Raw genomic sequence first — 18,331 nt, forward strand, 5'->3', positions numbered from 1 at the left:
GGCCATGTCGCTCCGGATGCACCAGCTTGTCGCCGACCTGAAGCCCTTCGAGGGCCGGTTCGGCATGACCTGGCGCGTCGCGCTGCTCTGCGCGCTCGTGGCCGCCGTCGCCATGATCTACAAGATCCCGGAGCCGGCGATCGGCTGCTACCTGATCGTCTACCTGATGAAGCAGGATGCCTCGACCAACATTGTGCTGGCGATCGGCGCCACCATCCTGGTCACGGTGTTCGTCGCGCTCGTCTTCCTGCTGACGCGCTGGACGATCGAGGTGCCGTTCCTGCGGCTGGCGGTGATGGCGCTCGCCTCCTTCGCCTTCGTCTATCTCGGCTCGGTCAGCAAGCTCGGGCCGCTCGGCTCCGACATGGCGCTGGTGATCACCTTCGCGCTGACGCTGGTCAGCGCCGCGCCGCTCGGCGAGGTCGTGACGCGCGGCCTGCTCTATGCCTGGCAGATGGTGACCATGCCGATGGCGCTGATGCTCTGCTTCAACCTGGTGCTGGGCTGGAAACCCTCCACCCTGTTGCGGACCACGGTGCGCGAGCGGATCGAGGCGGCGGGCGAGCATCTTCGCCGCAACGACGCCGAAAGCCTGGCGCGGGTGCAAGAACTGCTGCGCGAAGGCAATGCCGAGCACGACCAGCGCGCCCTGCTGACCCGCATCCTGCATTACGTGCCGAGCCGGGTCACCAACATGCTGGCGCAGGCGATCGAGCAGAGCTACGCGCTGCTGCTGGCGGTCTCCGCGATGCCGGATACGGTGACGGACGAGGAACGCGGCCAGCTCGCCGCGCAGTGCGAGCGTGTCGCCGCGGCGCTCAAGGCCGAAGCCGCGATTCCCGCGCCCGACACGCCTCTGCCATCCGGCGATCCGGCGCTGCGCGAGGCCTGGGCCATGCTGCGCGACATGGCCGATCCCGAGCCTGCCTGGCCGGCCATGGCGCAGGAACCTTTCTTCGCCGCCGACGCGCTCAGCAATCCGGCGCACCAGCGCTTTGCGCTGAAGACCACGCTGGCCGCGATGATCGCCTACATCGTCTATGCCGGCATCGACTGGCAGGGCATCCATACCGCCATGATCACCTGCTTCGTCGCCTCGCTCGGCACCACCGGCGAGACGGTGCACAAGCTCACCCTGCGCATCGTCGGCTGCCTGATCGGCGCCGCCATGGGCATGGCCGCAATCCTGTTCGTCATCCCCAGCCTGACCAGCGTCGGCGGGCTGATGGGGCTCGTCTTCGTGGCGATGCTGCCGGCCGCCTGGGTGTCCTCGGGCAGCGAGCGGATCTCCTATGGCGGCGTGCAGATCGGCCTCGCCTTCCTGCTCACCGTGCTGCAGGGCTTCGAGCCGAGCCTCGACATGGATTCCGCACGCGACCGCATCGTCGGCATCCTCCTCGGCAACGTGCTCGTCTACCTGATCTTCACGCGGATCTGGCCGGTCGGCGTGGTCACGGGCGTGCGCAGCGGGCTCTCCAATGCGCTCGCCGCCCTGTCGCGCCTGGCCGCATTGCCGCGCGACAACCGCCGCACCCTCGTCGACCAGGCGGCGGCGGCCACTGTCGACCTGCGGCAGGCCGCCGACCAGCTCGCCATGGCGCATTACGAGCCCGCGTCGCTGCGCCCGAGCCCCGCCGACATCCGCCGCTTCCAGACCATGATCGCCGAGGCGGAGCACCTGCCGGCGAGCCTGCTGCTGGCGCCCGCGCCCGACCCGGACGAGGCGGCGCGGCTGGCGCGGCTGTCGAAGGCGGTCGCCACGGCGACGCCGCCGGACGGGTCGGCCAGCCAACAAACCCTGGACGCCCCCGCCGCCCCTCGTGCTACGGCTGCGGAACGCATTTCCCGAATCGAGACGGCACTGGTGACCGAGGCATGATGGCGATCCCCTCCCGACCGCGTCGACGCGCCCGCGCAGGCGTCGGCTTCGCCCTCACCACCAGCCTGCTGGCCTTGCTGGCGGGCTGCGCGCAATATGCCGAGCAACTGGCGCCCGCCTCACCGGACGAGCCCTATCAGCGGGGCCGCAAGACGACCGTCAGCCTGCTGCCGCAGCCCCCTTCCGCGCCGTCGACCTCGCGCGATTTCGGCGTGCGCGGCAATCCAGAGCTGACCGCCCTGCCCGCGGCGCCGGAAGTGCGCCCCGGCAAGGTGTACCAGCTGCCCGACCTGATCGACCTCGCCGCCCGCCACAACCCGACCACGCGCGTCGCCTGGGAACAGGCGCGCCAGGCGGCGCTGGCCGTCGGCATCGCCGAATCGACCTTCCTGCCGACCATCTCGGCCAATGTCATCGGCGGCAGCCAGCAGATCACCACGCCGATCGACGTGCTGGGTGAGCGCAAGGATATCCAGACCAATGTCAGCGGCGCGACCGCGGCGGTGGCGCTGCAATGGCTGGTGTTCGACTTCGGCCAGCGCAAGGCCGCCACCGACGTTGCCAAGCACGTGCTGGAAGCGGCGAACGTCACCTTCAACGGCGCGCACCAGCTGCTGATCTTCAACGTCACCCGCACCTATTACCAATATGGCGCGGCGCAGACGCGCACCGAAGTCGCCGGCCAGTCGCTGAGCAACAGCCGCGCCATTCTCGACGCCGCCGTGGCGCGCGAGAAGAAAGGCCTCGGCACCACGGTCGAGGTCGCGCAGGCGCGCCAGCAGGTGGCGCAGTCCGAATTGCGCCAAGTGGTGGCGTCGGGCCAGCAGCGCGACGCCTACCAGGCGCTGCTCGCCGCGATGAGCGTGTCGCCGACCCTCGACATCAAGATCGCCAATTCCGGCCGTCGCCGCCTGCCGGCCCCGTCCGACGTCTCAACCGACGAGATGGTCCGCGAGGCGCTGGCGCGCCGGCCGGACGTGCTGGCGAGCTATGCCAACATGAAGGCCGGCGAGGCGGGCATAAACGTCGCCAATGCCGATTTCCTGCCCAAGGTGTTCCTCTCCGGCGTCGCCGGCCAGGGCACCAGCGGTTTCAACACCGCCGGCCTGCCTACCATCGGCCAGCAGGGCTCCGGCGCCGGCGTGCTCGTGGGCGCCACCATGCCGATCTATGACGGCGGCCTGCGCGCCGCCAATCTGAAGGCGGCTGAATCACGCGCCGCCGTGGCGCGCGCCACCTTCGCCAAGACGCAGGAAGAGGCCGTCCGCGAAATGGTGGTGGCGTCCAACACGCTGCGCTCGGCGCTGGCGTCCTATCGCGCGGCCAGCAAGCTGACCGACGCGGCCGCCATCACCTATGACGCGGCGCTCGACGCCTATCGCAACGGGCTCGGCACGGTAACGGCCGCCACCGTCGCCGATAGCGGCCTGCTCGACGCCCGCCAGGCGCGGGCCGAGGCGCACGCCGCCTCGCTGGTCGCCGCCGCCAATCTGGCCTTCGTACTGGGCGCCATGACGTCGCCGCGCGCCGCCGAGACGCTGTCCTACCGGTAGACGCGGCGCAGGATGCCAGACCCTCACCCTGCCCTCTCCCGCAAGCGGGCGAGGGTTTTGGCCGGCATCGTCATCGACGGTGAGCGAAGCGTGGACAGGACACAGTCGAGCCCCCTCTCCCGCGCGCGAAGCCATTGGACCGGACCGGAACGCGTCGCCCCGGCGAAGGCCGGGGCCCATAAACACCGGCTGACAAGACCGTGGCTCATCTCCCCGGCCACCGGGTATGGATCCCGGCCTCCGCCGGGATGACGACGGAGGGAGACCTACCGCGCCAGCAGCACGATCAGGATGCCGCCGATGGTCAGAAGCGTGTTCGACACGGCGCAACTGACCGTGAAGCCGAGGGCCGGCGTCTGGCTCTTGGCGCGGGCCGTCAGCATGCCGAGGGACGCGGTCGAGGCGCGCGCCCCGGCGACGCAGCCGAGCAGGATCGCGTCGTCGAAGCGGAAGACATACCGGCCGATATAGAGGGCCAGGATCAGCGGCACGCTCGTCACCACCATGCCCCAGAGGAACAGGCTGAAGCCCAGCTCCTGCACGCCGGCGACGAAGCTGGGGCCGGAGGACAGGCCGACGACGGCGATGAACATGTTGAGGCCCAGCGCATTCATCAGCCAGTTGGCCGCCGGCGGCACCCGGCCGAAGGTCGGATGGACCGAACGCAGCCAGCCGAGCGCGATGCCGGCCAGCAGGACGCCGCCGGAGGACGATAGCGTGACCGGCACCGAGCCCATCCGCAGCACGATGGAGCCGAGGATGGCGCCGATGACGATCGCCGCCGCGACCAGCGCAATGTCCGTCTCCTCCGTGGCGCGGTCGGCGCGCCCGAAGGCGGCCAGCACCCGCGAGATATCCTGCGGCCGGCCGACCACGGTGACGACGTCGCCCCGATGAAGCGTGGTCGCCGGCAGCACCGGAATATCGATTCCCGTGGCGCCGCGACGAATGCGGCGCAGGAAGATGCCCCGCGTGCTGGGCAGTTCGGCGAGCTCCGCGAGCGTTTTGCCGTTCACCTTGCGATTGGTGATCAGCATTTCCGTACCCTCGACGGGCACATTGAGCAGCTCGGCGTCCTCGACCTCGACCAGCGTGGGACTGGTGAGCTGCATCATGACCGCGCGATTGCCGGCGACCGCCACCACGTCGCCGACCCGCAGCGTCATGTCCGCCGTGGCATCGACGATCTGCGTATCGCGCCGGATCCGCTCGATGAACAATTGCGCCAGGCCGTGCCCGGCCTCGATCTCGGACGCGCTCTTGCCGATCCAGTCGGAGCCATCGCCGATGCGGTAGGCGCGCACGATGTGCAGGTGCCAGGCACGCAGGCCGTCGCCGGACTGGCCATGGCCGCCCATCTTCCGCTCATAGGCCCGGCAGGCCGCCACCAGGTCGATACCGAGCAGCTTGGGCCCGACGACGCAGATGATCATGGTCGCGCCGATGGTGCCGAAAATGTAGGTCATGGCGAAGGCCGTCGGCACCGCATTGACCAGCCGGGTGGTCTCGCCGGCGGCGAGGCCTAGCTGTTCGATCGCGTCGACCGAAAGCGCCAGCGCCGACGAGATGGTCGATGCGCCGGCAAACAATCCTGCGGTCGAGCCGATGTCATAGCCGGCGATGCGGCCCGCCACCCAGGCCGTGCCCAGGCACAGCGCGCAGATGAGGATCGAGAACAGCGCCTGCGGCAGGCCGTTCTTGGCGATGCCCTGTACGAACTGGGGGCCGACGCCATAGCCGATGGCGAACAGGAACAGCAGGAAAAAGATGGCCCGCACGTCGTTCGAGACCGTAATACCGAGCTGTCCGACGACGAGCGCGGTCAGCAGCGTTCCCGTCACCGCGCCGAGGCCCACGCCCTTGAAGGACAGCTTGCCGATATAGGCGCCGATGGAGAGACACAGGAACACGGCGATCTCGGGGTTCGTCCGCAGCGTGTCGACCAACCATTTCCACATGTCTTTCAATCTCGGCTCTTCGGCCGCGGGAAAGGGAAGGCTGGCCCGCGGGTTTGATGGGGTGGCGATCGTCCCGGACGACCGCGTCTCGCGCAAGACAGCGCCGGAGGCAGCGCGACAACGACAGGCGATCATCTTCCGACCGCCACGTCTCGAAGGCTACCAGATCATCACAGGACCATGGAATCGGGAAGACGGTGATGGAATTCGCGCCAGACTCTCGGCGCGGACCAGCAAGAGGTCATCCTGGGGGCAAGAACGCTGGCGACGGTTCACATCCGGGCCTGCAACTCGCGCTTGCCGGGCCGATTAAATATCACAGCAACAGCGGCCGATATCATTTCCAGCAAGCGCAAAGCAGGGCTTCCGGCAATCCAATATTCGAAAGTTTTACCTTCCAAATTATTTATACTTCGGATTTTGAACCAACATGCACAATATCATGGCAACTTCCGGTTGGCAACCGATCGACCAATCTGTTGAGCTGTCGGCGGAGCAGCGCCTATAGTCCCAAAACGGCAGTTCTACGACATAGTCTTGTCGTGTGACCTGCCCTCATATAGCTTCGATGCAGGCGATGCGGCGGAGGGCTTAGCAAGGGGATCGCCTGCGCCGTCGGATACTCGGGAGATGCGCTTGGCGAATCGCCCTTTTCGGCGAAATGGGGAGCGCAGAAAAGACCACGCGGCGGCCAGGATTCGATAGCCGCGCGGCAGGTCTCCTGGACAATCTCCCAAAAAAACCGTTCGGCCGCCATCGACTTTCACAAAGCTGGAGCGATATGCCAAGGCATAGATCGATGTCAGCCAGTGTAGATCAGCTTCAACAAGTTCGGAGACGACGATGCATTTGACACCGCGGGAGTTTGACAAACTTATCATCCACACGATGGCGGATGTCGCGCTCAAGCGTAAGGCCAAGGGCCTGAAGCTTAACCATCCCGAGACGGTGGCCGTACTCTGCCAGTACGTGCTGGAAGGCGCGCGCGAAGGCAAGTCGGTGGAAGAAGTCATGGATGGCGCCCGTCATGTCCTCACGGTCAATGACGTGATGGACGAAGTCCCCGCCATGCTCGGCATGATCCAGGTGGAAGCCGTGTTTACCGACGGCAGCCGCCTCGTCAGCTTGCACAGCCCAATCGTCTGACCGGCTCCGGGCCGACTAAACGCTTCAGGAGGTTGCCTTGGCCAATAAATCGACACCCGCGCCCGCCAGCGCATCGAAGCCTGCGGACGCAGCTGCGACCAAACCGGCTCCGACGGCACCGGGGGGCTATGTCGTCGCTCCCGGCTTCATCGAGCTCAATCCGGGTCGCCCGCGGACCACGGTGACCGTGCGCAACACCGGCGACCGCCCGGTGCAGATCGGCTCGCATTTCCATTTCTTCGAGGTAAACCGCTATCTCGAATTCGACCGCGCCGCCGCCTTCGGCCAGCGCCTCGACATCCCCGCGAACACCGCCGTCCGCTTCGAGCCGGGTGACGAAAAGGACGTGACGCTGGTCCCCTATGGCGGCAAGCAGTTCGTCTACGGATTCAATAACCTGGTGGACGGCTGGACCGGCGACGGCCCGACGCCCGACTACAGGCCCAACAAGAAGCATTCGATCGCGAAGGCCGAGGAACTCGGCTTCAAGTCACGGGCGCAGAAGACCAAGCCCGCGAAGTGATCCCTCGTCCTTCCCATCCAGTTTCCAAAGGTACGGCGTCATGACCAAGATGTCCCGTCAGCAATATGCTGATCTCTACGGTCCCACCGTCGGTGACAAGATCCGGCTCGGCAATACCGACCTCTATGTCGAGATCGAACAGGATCTGCGCGCCGTCTACGGCGATGAGCTTCAATATGGCGGCGGCAAGACGCTGCGCGACGGCATGGGTTCGGAGAACCAGCTGACGCAGGAAGCCGGCTGCCTCGATCTCGTCATCACCAACGTCACGGTTCTTGAGCCGACGCTCGGCGTCGTCAAGGCCGATGTCGGCATCCGCAACGGTCGCATCGTCGGCCTCGGCAAGGCCGGCAACCCCTCGACCATGGACGGCGTCACGCCGGGCCTGGTCACCGGCGCCTCGACCGACGCGATTTCCGGCGAGCACCTGATCCTGACCGCCGGCGGCATGGACACCCACGTCCATTACATCTCGCCGCAGCAGGTCTATGCCGCGCTTTCGAACGGCATCACCACCATCTGGGGCGGCGGTATCGGCCCCGTCGACGGCAGCAACGGCGTCACGACCACCAATGGTCCGTGGAATCTGGAAATGATGCTGCGCTCGATCGAGGGGCTGCCGATCAATGTCGGCCTGCTCGGCAAGGGCAACTCGACGGGCAAGGGCCCGATGATCGAGCAGCTGCATGGTGGCTGCGCCGGCTTCAAGGTGCACGAGGACTACGGCGCGACGCCGTCGGCGATCCGTGCCTGCCTTTCGGTCGCCGACGAGTATGACGTCTCGGTCGCCGTCCACACCGACACGCTGAACGAATCCGGCTATGTCGAGGACACGATCGCCGCCTTTGACGGCCGCACCATCCACACCTTCCACAGCGAGGGCGCCGGCGGCGGCCATGCGCCGGATCTGCTCAAGGTCGTCGGCCAGGGCAACGTGCTGCCAAGCTCGACCAACCCGACCCTGCCATGCGGCAAGAACTCGGTTGCCGAGCTCTTCGACATGATCATGGTCTGCCACAACCTCAATCCGAAGATCCCCTCCGACGTCGCCTTCGCCGAGAGCCGCGTGCGCTCGGAGACGATCGTCGCGGAGAGCGTGCTGCACGACCTCGGCGCCATCTCGATGATCGGCTCCGACTCGCAGGCCATGGGCCGCATCGGCGAGAACTTCCTGCGCGCCCTGCAGACCGCGGACGCCATGAAGAAGGCCCGCGGCCAGCTGGAAGAGGATGCCCCGGACAACGACAACTTCCGCGTCCTGCGCTACCTCGCCAAGGTCACCATCAATCCCTGCCTCACCTCGGGCCTCGCGCACGAGATCGGCTCGATCGCGCCCGGCAAGTTCGCCGACCTGGTGCTGTGGGAGCCGGCCTTCTTCGGCGCCAAGCCGAAGATGGTGCTGAAGGGCGGCTTCGTCGCCTGGGCCAATATGGGCGACCCCAACGCCTCGCTGCCGACGCCGCAGCCGATGTACTACCGCCCGATGTTCGGCGCCTTCGGCACCGCGATGCAGAAGAGCTCGATCACCTTCGTCTCGCGCGCCGCCTATGACGACAAGATCGGCGAGAAGCTCGGCCTGCAGCGCATGATCAGCCCGGTTTCCGGCACGCGCACGCTCGGCAAGCAGCACATGGTCCGCAACGACTATCTGCCGAACATCGACGTCAATCCGGAGACCTTCGCGGTCACCATCGACGGCAAGCATGTGACGGTCGAGCCGCCGACGAGCATTTCGCTCAACCAGCTCTATTTCTTCAGTTGATCGCCTGCATTCCCATGCAGCAGAGGCACGCATGATACTTATCGAAAGCACGCTTGGTAACGTTCGGGATCCGGAATGGGCCAAGTCCCTTGACGGCGCGACCATCGACTGGCTCGAACTGGACCAGTGGGAGGCCCAGAAGAGCCGGCTCCGCAAGGCGACGCTCGGCGATGTCGAGCTGGCTCTTTCGCTCGATCGCAACTCGCACCTGCATGATGGCGACGTCCTGATCTGGGACGAAGCCAAGCGGGCGGCCGTGGTCGCCCGCATCACCCTGCGCGAAGTGATGATCATCGACCTGCAGGAAGTCGTCGGCGAGCAGGTCGAGAAGATGGTGCAGACCCTGTTCGAGCTTGGCCATGCACTGGGCAACCAGCATTGGCCGGCCGTCGTCAAGGGAACCAAGGTTTACGTGCCGCTCACCGTCGACAAGAAGGTGATGAACTCGGTGATGAAGACGCACGCCCTGCCGGGCGTCCGTCACGAGTTCATGCCCGGCTCGGAGGTGATCCCCTATCTGGCGCCGCATGAATCGCGCCGCCTGTTCGGGGGCGCCAGCGACACGCCGCATTCGCATCACAATGCATCGAAGGACGCCCATGGTCATGGACATTCGCATGGCCACGGCCATTCCCATGACCACGATCATGACCACTGAGGGAGGCGGTTCCGACAGGCCCCTGCCGGAACTGCTCTATCTGCTGCAATTCGCCGACTCCGCCCTGCCGGTCGGTGGTTTCTCGTTCTCGAACGGACTGGAAACCGCCATTCAGCAGGGCATCGTCGATGGCCCGGCGACGCTGCGCACCTACACGGAAACATCGATGTGGCAGGCTGCCACCAGCGATGGCGTGGCGGTGCTCTGCGCCCATCGGGCGGTCGAGGCCGGCGATGTCGACGAGCTGATGCGGATCGACCGGCTGACCTACCAGCGCAAGCTGAACGAGGAAACGCGCCTGATGACGGTTCGCATGGGCAAGAAGCTCTGCGAATTGTCGGCCGGCATGATCGAGGAACCGCTCCCGCGCGACTGGTTCCAGAGGATCAAGAGCGGCGAGACGCCCGGCACCCATCCGGTCAGCCTCGCCATCACCCTCGGCACGCTGAAGGCCAACCGGCGCGACGCGTTCGGCGTCCATCAATATGGCGTGGCCAACGGCGTGCTCAGCGCCGCGCTGCGCCTGATGCGGATTTCGTTCGTCGATACGCAGAAGATCCTTCTGGACGTCACGGCCCAGGTGGGTACCGCTTATGAGAGGGTCGCGGATGCGACCGTCGACGAAATGGCGAGCTTCTCGCCGATCATCGACATTCTCGCGGCGGTCCACGTCAAGGGCCACGTCCGCATGTTCATGAACTAACAAGGTAGCTGGATAGCACTATGAAAAAGATCCCCCGCATCGGCATTGGTGGACCCGTCGGCTCCGGCAAGACCGCCATCATCGAGGCGATCACGCCTGTGCTCGTGAAGCTCGGCTATCGGATCCTGGTGATCACCAACGACGTCGTCACCACCGAAGACGCCAAGCACGTGCAGCGCACGCTGCGCGGCATCCTGCTGGAAGAGCGCATCATCGGCGTCGAGACCGGCGGCTGCCCGCATACGGCCGTCCGCGAAGACCCGAGCATGAACCTCGCCGCCGTCGAGGAGATGGAAGCGAAGTTCCCCGATTCCGACCTCGTTCTGATCGAGAGCGGCGGCGACAACCTGACGCTCACCTTCAGCCCGGCCCTGGTCGACTTCTTCATCTACGTGATCGACGTCGCCGCCGGCGACAAGATCCCGCGCAAGAACGGCCCCGGCGTCAGCCATTCCGACATCCTGGTCATCAACAAGACCGATCTGGCTCCCTATGTCGGCGCCAGCCTGCAGGTCATGGACGATGACTCCCGCATGATGCGCGGCAAGAAGCCCTTCGTCTTCACCAACTGCAAGACAAACGAAGGCATCGAGGAGCTGACCGACCTGATCCGCCAGAACCTGCTGTTCGAAACCACCGAAAAAGCAGGCGCGTAATGTTCAGCGGCGCCCGGGAACTGGGGGCTTATCAGGATGAGCCCCCTCAGCTGCCGAGCGGCTCCTTCGGCAAGAACGCGATGTTGCGGCTCGGTTTCGAACCGGGTCCGCATCGCAGCCTCTTGCGCACCCTGCACCGCCGTGCGCCCCTGATCGTCCAGCAGGCGCTCTACTGGGACGAGGAGATGCCGGGCCTGCCCTGCGTCTCCATCATCTCGAATGCCGGCGGTATCCTGCAGGGGGACCGCAACATCATCGAGATCGACATGGCGGCCGGCTCGCAGGCGCATGTCACGACCCAGTCGGCGACCCGCATCCACGAGATGGACGCGAACTATGCCAGCCAGACCCAGGAACTGACGCTGGCGGCCGGCTCCTATCTGGAATACATCGCGCGCCCGATCATTCCGGCAAAGAACTCGCGCTTCATCCAGGCGACCAAGGTTTCGGTCGATCCGACGGCGACGCTGATCTACTCGGAGATCCTGATGCCGGGCCGCAAGCATTACGGCGACGGCGAGATCTTCCAGTACAAGCTGTTCTCGTCGACCGTCGAGGCGGCGCGGCCGGATGGCACGGCGCTGTTCACGGAGAAGTTCGTGATCGAGCCGCACATCAGCGAACTCTCGCGCATGGGCGTGATGGGCGGCTTCCATGTCTTCGGCAACGTCATCGTGCTGACGCCGAAGGAGCACGCCGACGCCCTGTTCGACCGGGTCACGCCGGCCTTTGACGCGGAAAACGAGATCGCCTACGGCGCCAGCCGCCTGCCGAACGACGCCGGCATCATCTTCAAGGTGCTGTCGATGGAATCGGCGCCGGCCATGGCCAAGATCCGCGAGTTCTGGTCCGAGGCGCGCGAGATCGCCGCCGGCCACAAGGTGCCCGAGAACTTTCTCTGGGCCTGAGGCGCGACCGCCAGGTCGCCGCACCACCGCAAACGACCCGCCGGCGCCTCGCCGGCGGCGGCAGCCGATTTGGGACGGTCACGTCGCCGAGGGGCGACCATCGATGAGGGGGACAGGATGTCGGACGCGCTCTCGGCCTGGACAGGCTTCACGCAAAAGAATGCGCTCGCGCGCTTCCTGGACATCAATCTGCGCGGCGCCGGCCAGGTCATCTTCCAGAACAATCCCCTGACCGGCCTGTTCTTCCTCGCCGCCATCATCTGGGGCGCGATCGCCAGCGGCCAGATCGACATCGCCATCGGCGCGGTCGTGGCGCTGGTCGTGGCGACCGTCACCGCCATGCTGCTGAACGTGGACCAGACGTCGCTCGAACAGGGAATGTTCGGCTTCAACGGCGTGCTGGTCGGCGTCGCGGTGCCGACCCTGCTCGCCGATGGCGCGGCGATGTGGTTCATCCTTCTCGTCGGCGCGGCGGTCTCGACCGTCGTCATGCTCGCCGTTTCCAAGATCATGAAGACCTGGGAAGCGCCGGCACTCACCTTCCCCTTCGTGCTGACCACCTGGTTCCTGGTGCTGGGCGCCTATTCCTTCGGCCATTTGCCGATCGCCTCGATGGGCCCGGCCGCCCTGCCGCATGCGCTGGATACGGCCGGCGCGGAATCCGCGCTGAATGTCACGGAGCTGTTCCTGGCCTGGCTCAAGGGACCGGCGCAGGTCTTCCTGATCAACAATCCGGTCAGCGGCGTGCTCGTGCTGGTGGGACTGCTCGTCTCGTCGGCCTGGGCTGCCGGGCTCGCGGCGGTCGGTGCGGCGGTGGCGCTGGCCGTTTCGCTGGCGCTGGGCGCCAGCCTCGCCGCCGTGACGGCCGGCCTCTACGGCTTCAGCCCGGTCCTGACGGCGGTCGGCCTCGGCTGCGTCTTCTATGCACCCTCCCCGCGCGTTCTCGTCTTCGCGCTGCTCGGCACCGTCTTCACCGTGCTGGTCCAGGGCGCCATGAATGCCGGCGTCGCGCCGCTCGGCATCCCCACCTTCACGGCCCCGTTCGTCTTCGTGACCTGGCTGTTCCTGCTGCCCAAGGCCGACCTGAAGCCGCATCCGCATGGCCTCATGCAGGGCGGGCTGTTCAAGAAGAGCCCCTGACGGGAGCCCCGCGCTCCCGTCCCCCGCCGAGACGAACCGTCTTCGCCGTCCCTCTGCCTGTTCCGGGAAAACCATGACGATCGCGCTGTATGTTCTGGCCTGTCTCGTGGGCGCCATCCTGCTCGCCCTCTATTTCCGCTCGATCGTCGTCGTCGCCCTGCTGAACTCGAAATCGAACGACTTCGTCGAGCGCAATGCCCGGCGGAGCGCAGTTGCCATCATCCAGCGCTTCATCGGCCGGAGCATCGGCTACACCGAGATCCAGCGCCGCCAGGCCTGGATCATGCCGCTCTTCGTGCTGATCGCGGTGGTGACGTGGTTCCTGCTGGTGCAGATCGCGTTCACCGGCATTCTCTGGGGCCTGCGGATCGAGCCGGATTTCTGGCGGGCGCTGAGCGCCAGCGGCTCGGCGCTCAGCACGCTCGGCTATCTCACGCCCTCGACGCTGGTCGGCGAATATCTCGCCGTGTTCCAGGCGGCGATCGGCCTCGCCGTCGTCATGCTGCTCTTCACCTTCGTTCCCGGCTACCAGGCCGCGATCCAAACCCGCGAGCGCCGGGTCGGCTGGTTCTATGCCCGCACCGAGGACGAGGCCAGCAGCGAGCGCTATCTGGGCTGGCTCCTGGAAAAGAAGGATGATGGCGGCATTACCGAGGGCTGGGAGGACTGGGAAAACTGGTTCCGCGGCATCCGCGAGACCCATACGCTCTCGCCGATCCTGTCCTATGTGCCGTCGATCTATCCCGGCACGAGCTGGATCGCCACGTCGCTCAGCGTGCTCGATACCGCCAACGCCCTGACCGCCTGCCTGGGTCGCCAGGCGCCGGCGGAGGCCCGGCTCTGCCGCCGCGAGGGCGCCACGACGATGCGCCTCATCGCCGGCGCGCTCGGCGTCGGCGCACCGCCCCGCCCGCACGGCCGTTCCGCTGACACCAACCGCTTCGACAGGCTTTATGATGCGCTCGTCGCCGCAGGTCTGCCGGTGATCCACGACCGGGCCGAATGCCGACGCAGCTATCTTGCCATGCGCGTCGAATATGCCCCGTTCATCCAGCAGGTCGCCGTGGCGACCCTGACGCCGACCTCGGTGCTCGACGTCACGGGGCCGTTCCCCGGCGCCGCTTCCGCGTCGAACGAGGCGATCAGCAGCGCGATCTAGGCGCAGCGCGGCTTAGGCCGCCTGCGTGCGAGGACCAAACGCCCTCGCCCATCCTCCCCGCAGCGGGCGAGGTTCGGACCACGCGCCTGCCTCCACCCAAAGGCCTTCTGTCACCACCGACGGTTCGTTATCCCGTCGGTGCTCTAGCGGGGCAAAACGCGGGTCTTGCCCCAGCCCCTACTGCGCCGGCTGCATCAGCTGCGACAGCCGCGCCAGTTCGAAATCGATCTCCTGGAACGCCGCGTCCGCATCCGGGCTCGCTGCGACGAGTGCCTCCGGCGCCTCCGTGCCGCCGGCCGCGGAACCCGTGCGCAGGCTCTCGAGCATGGCGACGCGGCGCTCGACGCTCGCGGGATCGAGGGTGACGGCGCCCGAGAGATGGAGCTGCGCCAATCCGGTGATGCGATCGCAGAGGCGTTCGGCCTCGACCACGGCCGGGAACCAGGCGGCGGCCTCGCGGCTGGCGGGCGGCGGTTCGGCGATGGCGCGCTGCAGGCCGGCGCGCACATTGGACAGGCTCCGATAGGCGACCGTCATCGCGCTGAACAGCTGTCCCTCCGCGGCCCGCTTGTCGCCGGTGCCGGTCGCGCAGGCAGCGCGCAGATAGGCTTCCGACGCGGCCATCGCGCGGTTGAAGGACTGGCGGATCTCGGGGGCGGGATCGCGCGGCCAGATCAGATAGCCGAACACGACCGCGATGGCGGAACCGATCAGCGTATCGACAAGCCGCTGCGGACCGAAATCCACAGTCCCCTGCGCGGTCATGTCGATCAGGATCAGCATCAGCGGCGTCAGGAAGGCGCATTGCATGGCATAGCCGCGCTGTGCGGCCGCCGGCAGAACCACCCCCAGTGCCGCCATGCAGGCGAGTAGCCAGATCCCCTTCGGGATAAGCGTCAGGATGACCACGCCGAAGACGACGCCCACCATCGTGCCGATTGAACGCTGCATCGCCCGCACGAAGACGGAGCCGAGGTCGGGCTCAGCACGATCACCACGCAGAGCGGGATCCAGTAGGAGCGGACGCCGCCCAGATAGCTTTGCGCGGCAAAGGCGATCGCCAGGCAAAGCGCCAGCCGCAGCGCCGAGATGACGGCGTCACGCCCCGGCGCGAGGCGGCCGATCCGGTCGAGCCACCAGCGCCGCTCGAGCCAGGATGGCGCGTGCATGGAATGCGAGCGCGAGGCGCCGGCTTCCGCCTGGGGCCGGCGCGCCTCGCCCGGCCAGATCTCGTCGCACAGCCGAGCGACATAGCGCACCAGCGGCGGCGCGTCGGGCGCCGCCTTAGCGCCGGCCGGCCGTCCGCCCCGCCTGGCCACGGCATTGGCGATCTGCTCGAGCCGATGGCCGGCCGTGTGCAGGGCCTCGGCCGAATTGCCACCGGCAACCAGGGTGGAAAAGATCAGGCTCGCCGTCGACAGGATCGCGGCGCGGTGATCGCCGTCCTGCGTGCTGCCGTCACTGCCGAGCCGGGTTTCGAGCAGGTCGGAATAGGCTTTGAGCATGGCGTCAGTGACATGGCGGCGCTGCTGCTCGAACGGGGTGTCGAGCGCCGATCCGCCCTGAACCGCCGGCGGATCGCCATCGATCCGCGCCAGGTGGGACAACGCATGCAGCAGATGCGCCAGCGTCTTGCGCTCCGGCAGATGGCGGTCCAAAGCCGCCTGGATCCCGAGCAACAGCGCGGCGAAGGCCGCGCCGCCGGCAAACAGCACCGCCGGCAGCCAGACCGATGACGGGGGATCGCCAGCGCCGGCGATGACCGCGAGCATCATCATCTGCATCGCGGCCTTGGAGAACACCGCGCCATAGCCGCTGATCAGGCCGGAAAGGATACCGACCAGAACCAGCATTACCAGCGTCAGCAGCCCGTGACCCGACACTACCGCTCCCAGCACGTAGCCCGACATGGCGATGGGCACGATGATCAGGAAATTGTGGAGTCGGACCGAATAGGGACCGGACTGGACCTTGATCGAATTCAGCAAGGCGCCGAGCGACACCATGATCGCGGCTTCCGTCTGCCCGATCATCAGCCCGACCACCATCGGCACCGTCACCGCCAGCGCCAGGCGAACTGATTGCCGCCACGGCCAGGCCGATTTCGGATTGAGCCGCGTCAGGTTCACGAGCCATTCGGCAGGCTTATAATGCATCCGCTGTACCACTATCGCACTGGCCGTCGCCGTGGCCACAACCATAGGCTTCAACGATTCAGGAGGCCAATCTTATAGTTGGTAAAGCTTGGCAGGGGAACGCGGCGATCGCGCGGACGTCACCGCGCGCCGTCAGCCGCCAACATGTACCCAGGCATAAGCGAGCAGTGCGACGACGCCGACCAGGATGCCGGCCAGGAACGCCGCGACGATCCAGCCCGTCGGCGCGACCGCCGTGGCAGGGGCCACCACCGTCGGAGCCTCGACCGCCGGTTCGCGACCGATCCGGCGCCGTTCCCGGCGCGGCGTCTCCGCCTGCGCGGCGGCGCGGCGCAACAGCCAGTCGCCCTCCAGCGCGCGGTCGCGCTCGATGATGCGCTCGGCGACATAGTGCATGACGCAATCGGCCATGTCGTCGAGATCGGCGGTTTCGAGGATGACGGTGCGGCCGAGCCGCGTATCCTTCAGGAAGCGATAGGTGCGCCGGTCGCGCGCCATCGAGACGAAGGAGGTCATGTCGATCCAGAAGCGCGGCTGGCTTCCGGTGTCGATCTGCGCCACGAACTGGTCGTCGTCCTCGGGAACCTCCGCGAAGACGCCGCGCAATTCATCGGCCAGCAGGTCGAGCCTGGCCCGTTCGGCGTCCCTCAGCTCCACCACCACGTCGGCGCGCTCCGCCTCCGCCAGCCGAACCTTGCGGATCGCATCGGCGAGATGGCGGACATTGGAAGGCGAACCCTGCCTGCCGCTGGCGTCGGTCATCCCTGGGCTCCGGAGTGATGCGATCTCATGCCGCCACCTTAGCAAATCTACGGCGCGCCCGCATCCCTTGCATCGACCCTTCGACCGGGTGGGCGGAACCTTCTGCAGCACGATCGCGGAAAAGCACGACAAAGGCTTGAGATCGCCTGAATTCTGACGATTATCGCGCCCGGGTCGGGACGGATACGGAGACATGATGATGCGATTCGCCTGGATCGCCGGCGCGATGCTTGCGGCGACTGCCGCGCTTCCCGCCAGCGCCGACGTGATCTATCCGCGCGGGCTGGTGAAGGCCCCGGAAACGCTCGACCCGCAGAAGGCCGCGACCTTCAACGAAACGCCGATCCTCTACGACCTGTTCGAAGGCCTGGTGGCGCTCGACGGCGAGGGCAAGACGATACCCGGCGCCGCCGAAAGCTGGACCATCTCGCCCGACGGCCTCGTCTACACCTTCCAGCTGCGCGACGGCGCGCGCTGGTCGAATGGCGATGTGGTCAAGGCCGCCGATTTCGTGGCGTCGTTCCGCCGCCTGTTCGCGCCCGAGACCGGCGCGACCGAGACGGGGCCGCTGCTCGTCATCAAGAACGCCTCCGCCATCCAGCAGGGCAACGCCAAGGCGGATACGCTGGGCGTGGCAGCGCCGGATGCGAAGTCGCTGGAGATCACGCTCGAACGGCCGGTGCCGACTTTCCTCGGCCGCCTGGCGCTTCCGGTGGCGCTCCCCGTCAACGTCGCCTCGATCCGCAAGCTCGGCGCCGATTTCGGCACCACTGGCAAGATCGTCTCGAACGGCGCCTATCGCCTCGCCGCGATCGACAAGAAGGACGGCTATATCCTCGTCAAGAACCCGCGCTTCCGCGACGCCAAGGCGATGCCGATCGACAGCGTCGTCTACAAGGCCTTCGAGGATGTCGCCGGCTGCGTCGAGGCCTATCGCGCCAAGGCAGTGCTTTCCTGCCCCGACGTGCCGACCGAGAACCTGCCAGAACTGAAGGGCGAATTCGGCAGCGCGCTGCGGCTCGCGCCCTTCCCCGGCACCTATTATTTCGCAATCAACACGGCCAAGAAGCCGTTCGACAAGGTCGAGGTGCGCCGCGCTTTGTCGCTCGCCATCGACCGCGAGGCGCTGGCCGGCGCGGTGTGGTCGGGCGGCATGGTGCCGGCCGAGACGCTGGTCCCCCCCTGCCCTCGCCGGCGCGCCCGCCGCTGCGCCTGAGCCCATCGAGGCTCGCCGCGCCGAGGCGCGCAAACTGCTCGAGGCCGCGGGCTTCCGCGAGGTCGCCGCCGTCGTTCCGAAGCCTGAGGAGGCAGCCAAGCCGACCGCCTCGGCGAGCGCCGCGACGCCGGCGAACGCCGCGGACGGCAAGG

Annotated in this window: 16 protein-coding genes; 12 read left to right on the forward strand and 4 right to left on the reverse strand. The window is 66.9% G+C overall.

All coding sequences use genetic code 11. The annotated features are described in order from the left end of the window. The first annotated feature begins 4 nt into the window (after positions 1–4). Together ACHMWQ_RS21100 and ACHMWQ_RS21105 are read left to right on the forward strand one after the other, a co-directional pair. A complete protein-coding gene (locus tag ACHMWQ_RS21100) occupies positions 5–1,879 on the forward strand; it encodes an FUSC family protein (RefSeq protein WP_396308965.1) in 1,875 nt (624 codons plus the stop codon). Beyond that, positions 1,876–3,432, forward strand: coding sequence for a TolC family protein (locus ACHMWQ_RS21105; RefSeq protein WP_396308966.1), 1,557 nt, complete (start codon positions 1,876–1,878; stop codon positions 3,430–3,432). The genes ACHMWQ_RS21100 and ACHMWQ_RS21105 overlap by 4 nt, the downstream gene beginning before the upstream one ends. Before the next feature lie 266 nt (positions 3,433–3,698). Here the strand turns inward: ACHMWQ_RS21105 and aspT are convergent, their stop codons facing one another. Next, positions 3,699–5,390: an aspartate-alanine antiporter gene (gene aspT / locus ACHMWQ_RS21110; RefSeq protein ID WP_396308967.1), complete on the reverse strand. Its 1,692-nt coding sequence runs from the start codon at positions 5,388–5,390 to the stop codon at positions 3,699–3,701. Between the two features lie 843 nt (positions 5,391–6,233). On the opposite strand from aspT, the gene ACHMWQ_RS21115 reads away from it, so the two are divergent. The 9 genes from ACHMWQ_RS21115 to ACHMWQ_RS21155 all read left to right on the forward strand — a co-directional run bounded on the left by ACHMWQ_RS21115 (position 6,234) and on the right by ACHMWQ_RS21155 (position 14,045). Then, positions 6,234–6,536 carry an urease subunit gamma gene (locus ACHMWQ_RS21115; RefSeq protein ID WP_266329803.1) on the forward strand — a complete coding sequence of 101 codons (303 nt, stop codon included), beginning with the start codon at positions 6,234–6,236 and terminating at the stop codon, positions 6,534–6,536. A gap of 37 nt (positions 6,537–6,573) precedes the next feature. Continuing rightward, positions 6,574–7,059: an urease subunit beta gene (locus tag ACHMWQ_RS21120; protein ID WP_354550740.1), complete on the forward strand. Its 486-nt coding sequence runs from the start codon at positions 6,574–6,576 to the stop codon at positions 7,057–7,059. Between the two features lie 40 nt (positions 7,060–7,099). Then, positions 7,100–8,821, forward strand: coding sequence for an urease subunit alpha (locus ACHMWQ_RS21125; protein ID WP_396308968.1), 1,722 nt, complete (start codon positions 7,100–7,102; stop codon positions 8,819–8,821). A gap of 31 nt (positions 8,822–8,852) precedes the next feature. Further along, a complete protein-coding gene (gene ureE / locus ACHMWQ_RS21130) occupies positions 8,853–9,479 on the forward strand; it encodes an urease accessory protein UreE (RefSeq protein ID WP_354550743.1) in 627 nt (208 codons plus the stop codon). Continuing rightward, entirely contained in the window at positions 9,451–10,182 is a 732-nt protein-coding gene (locus ACHMWQ_RS21135; protein WP_396309504.1) for an urease accessory protein UreF, read from the forward strand. Before ureE ends, ACHMWQ_RS21135 begins: the two co-directional genes overlap by 29 nt. 20 nt (positions 10,183–10,202) lie before the next feature. Then, entirely contained in the window at positions 10,203–10,838 is a 636-nt protein-coding gene (gene ureG, locus ACHMWQ_RS21140) for an urease accessory protein UreG (protein ID WP_354550747.1), read from the forward strand. Then, positions 10,838–11,746 (forward strand): urease accessory protein UreD, encoded by a 909-nt coding sequence (locus ACHMWQ_RS21145; RefSeq protein ID WP_396308969.1) that lies wholly within the window; start codon positions 10,838–10,840, stop codon positions 11,744–11,746. The genes ureG and ACHMWQ_RS21145 overlap by 1 nt, the downstream gene beginning before the upstream one ends. 117 nt (positions 11,747–11,863) lie before the next feature. Further along, positions 11,864–12,886 carry an urea transporter gene (gene yut / locus ACHMWQ_RS21150; RefSeq protein ID WP_396308970.1) on the forward strand — a complete coding sequence of 341 codons (1,023 nt, stop codon included), beginning with the start codon at positions 11,864–11,866 and terminating at the stop codon, positions 12,884–12,886. A 73-nt stretch (positions 12,887–12,959) separates the two neighbouring features. Continuing rightward, positions 12,960–14,045 carry a hypothetical protein gene (locus ACHMWQ_RS21155; protein ID WP_396308971.1) on the forward strand — a complete coding sequence of 362 codons (1,086 nt, stop codon included), beginning with the start codon at positions 12,960–12,962 and terminating at the stop codon, positions 14,043–14,045. 177 nt (positions 14,046–14,222) lie between these two features. Here ACHMWQ_RS21155 and ACHMWQ_RS21160 read toward each other — a convergent pair whose 3' ends face one another. The 3 genes from ACHMWQ_RS21160 to ACHMWQ_RS21170 form a co-directional block, all read right to left on the reverse strand. Continuing rightward, the gene (locus tag ACHMWQ_RS21160) at positions 14,223–14,996 is read right to left on the reverse strand and encodes an FUSC family protein (RefSeq protein WP_396308972.1); all 774 of its coding nucleotides are present in this window, start codon (positions 14,994–14,996) and stop codon (positions 14,223–14,225) included. After that, the gene (locus ACHMWQ_RS21165) at positions 14,942–16,201 is read right to left on the reverse strand and encodes a hypothetical protein (RefSeq protein ID WP_396308973.1); all 1,260 of its coding nucleotides are present in this window, start codon (positions 16,199–16,201) and stop codon (positions 14,942–14,944) included. Before ACHMWQ_RS21165 ends, ACHMWQ_RS21160 begins: the two co-directional genes overlap by 55 nt. Before the next feature lie 132 nt (positions 16,202–16,333). Then, positions 16,334–16,963, reverse strand: a complete 630-nt coding sequence (locus tag ACHMWQ_RS21170; RefSeq protein ID WP_396308974.1) for a hypothetical protein — start codon at positions 16,961–16,963, stop codon at positions 16,334–16,336. Positions 16,964–17,156: 193 nt separating this feature from the next. Between ACHMWQ_RS21170 and ACHMWQ_RS21175 the strand changes: the two genes are divergently transcribed. After that, positions 17,157–18,179, forward strand: a complete 1,023-nt coding sequence (locus tag ACHMWQ_RS21175) for a peptide ABC transporter substrate-binding protein (protein WP_396308975.1) — start codon at positions 17,157–17,159, stop codon at positions 18,177–18,179. Positions 18,180–18,331 lie beyond the last annotated feature (152 nt).

It is taken from the genome of Kaistia sp. UC242_56 (assembly GCF_044452255.1).
GTDB classification, from domain to species: domain Bacteria; phylum Pseudomonadota; class Alphaproteobacteria; order Rhizobiales; family Kaistiaceae; genus Kaistia; species Kaistia defluvii_A.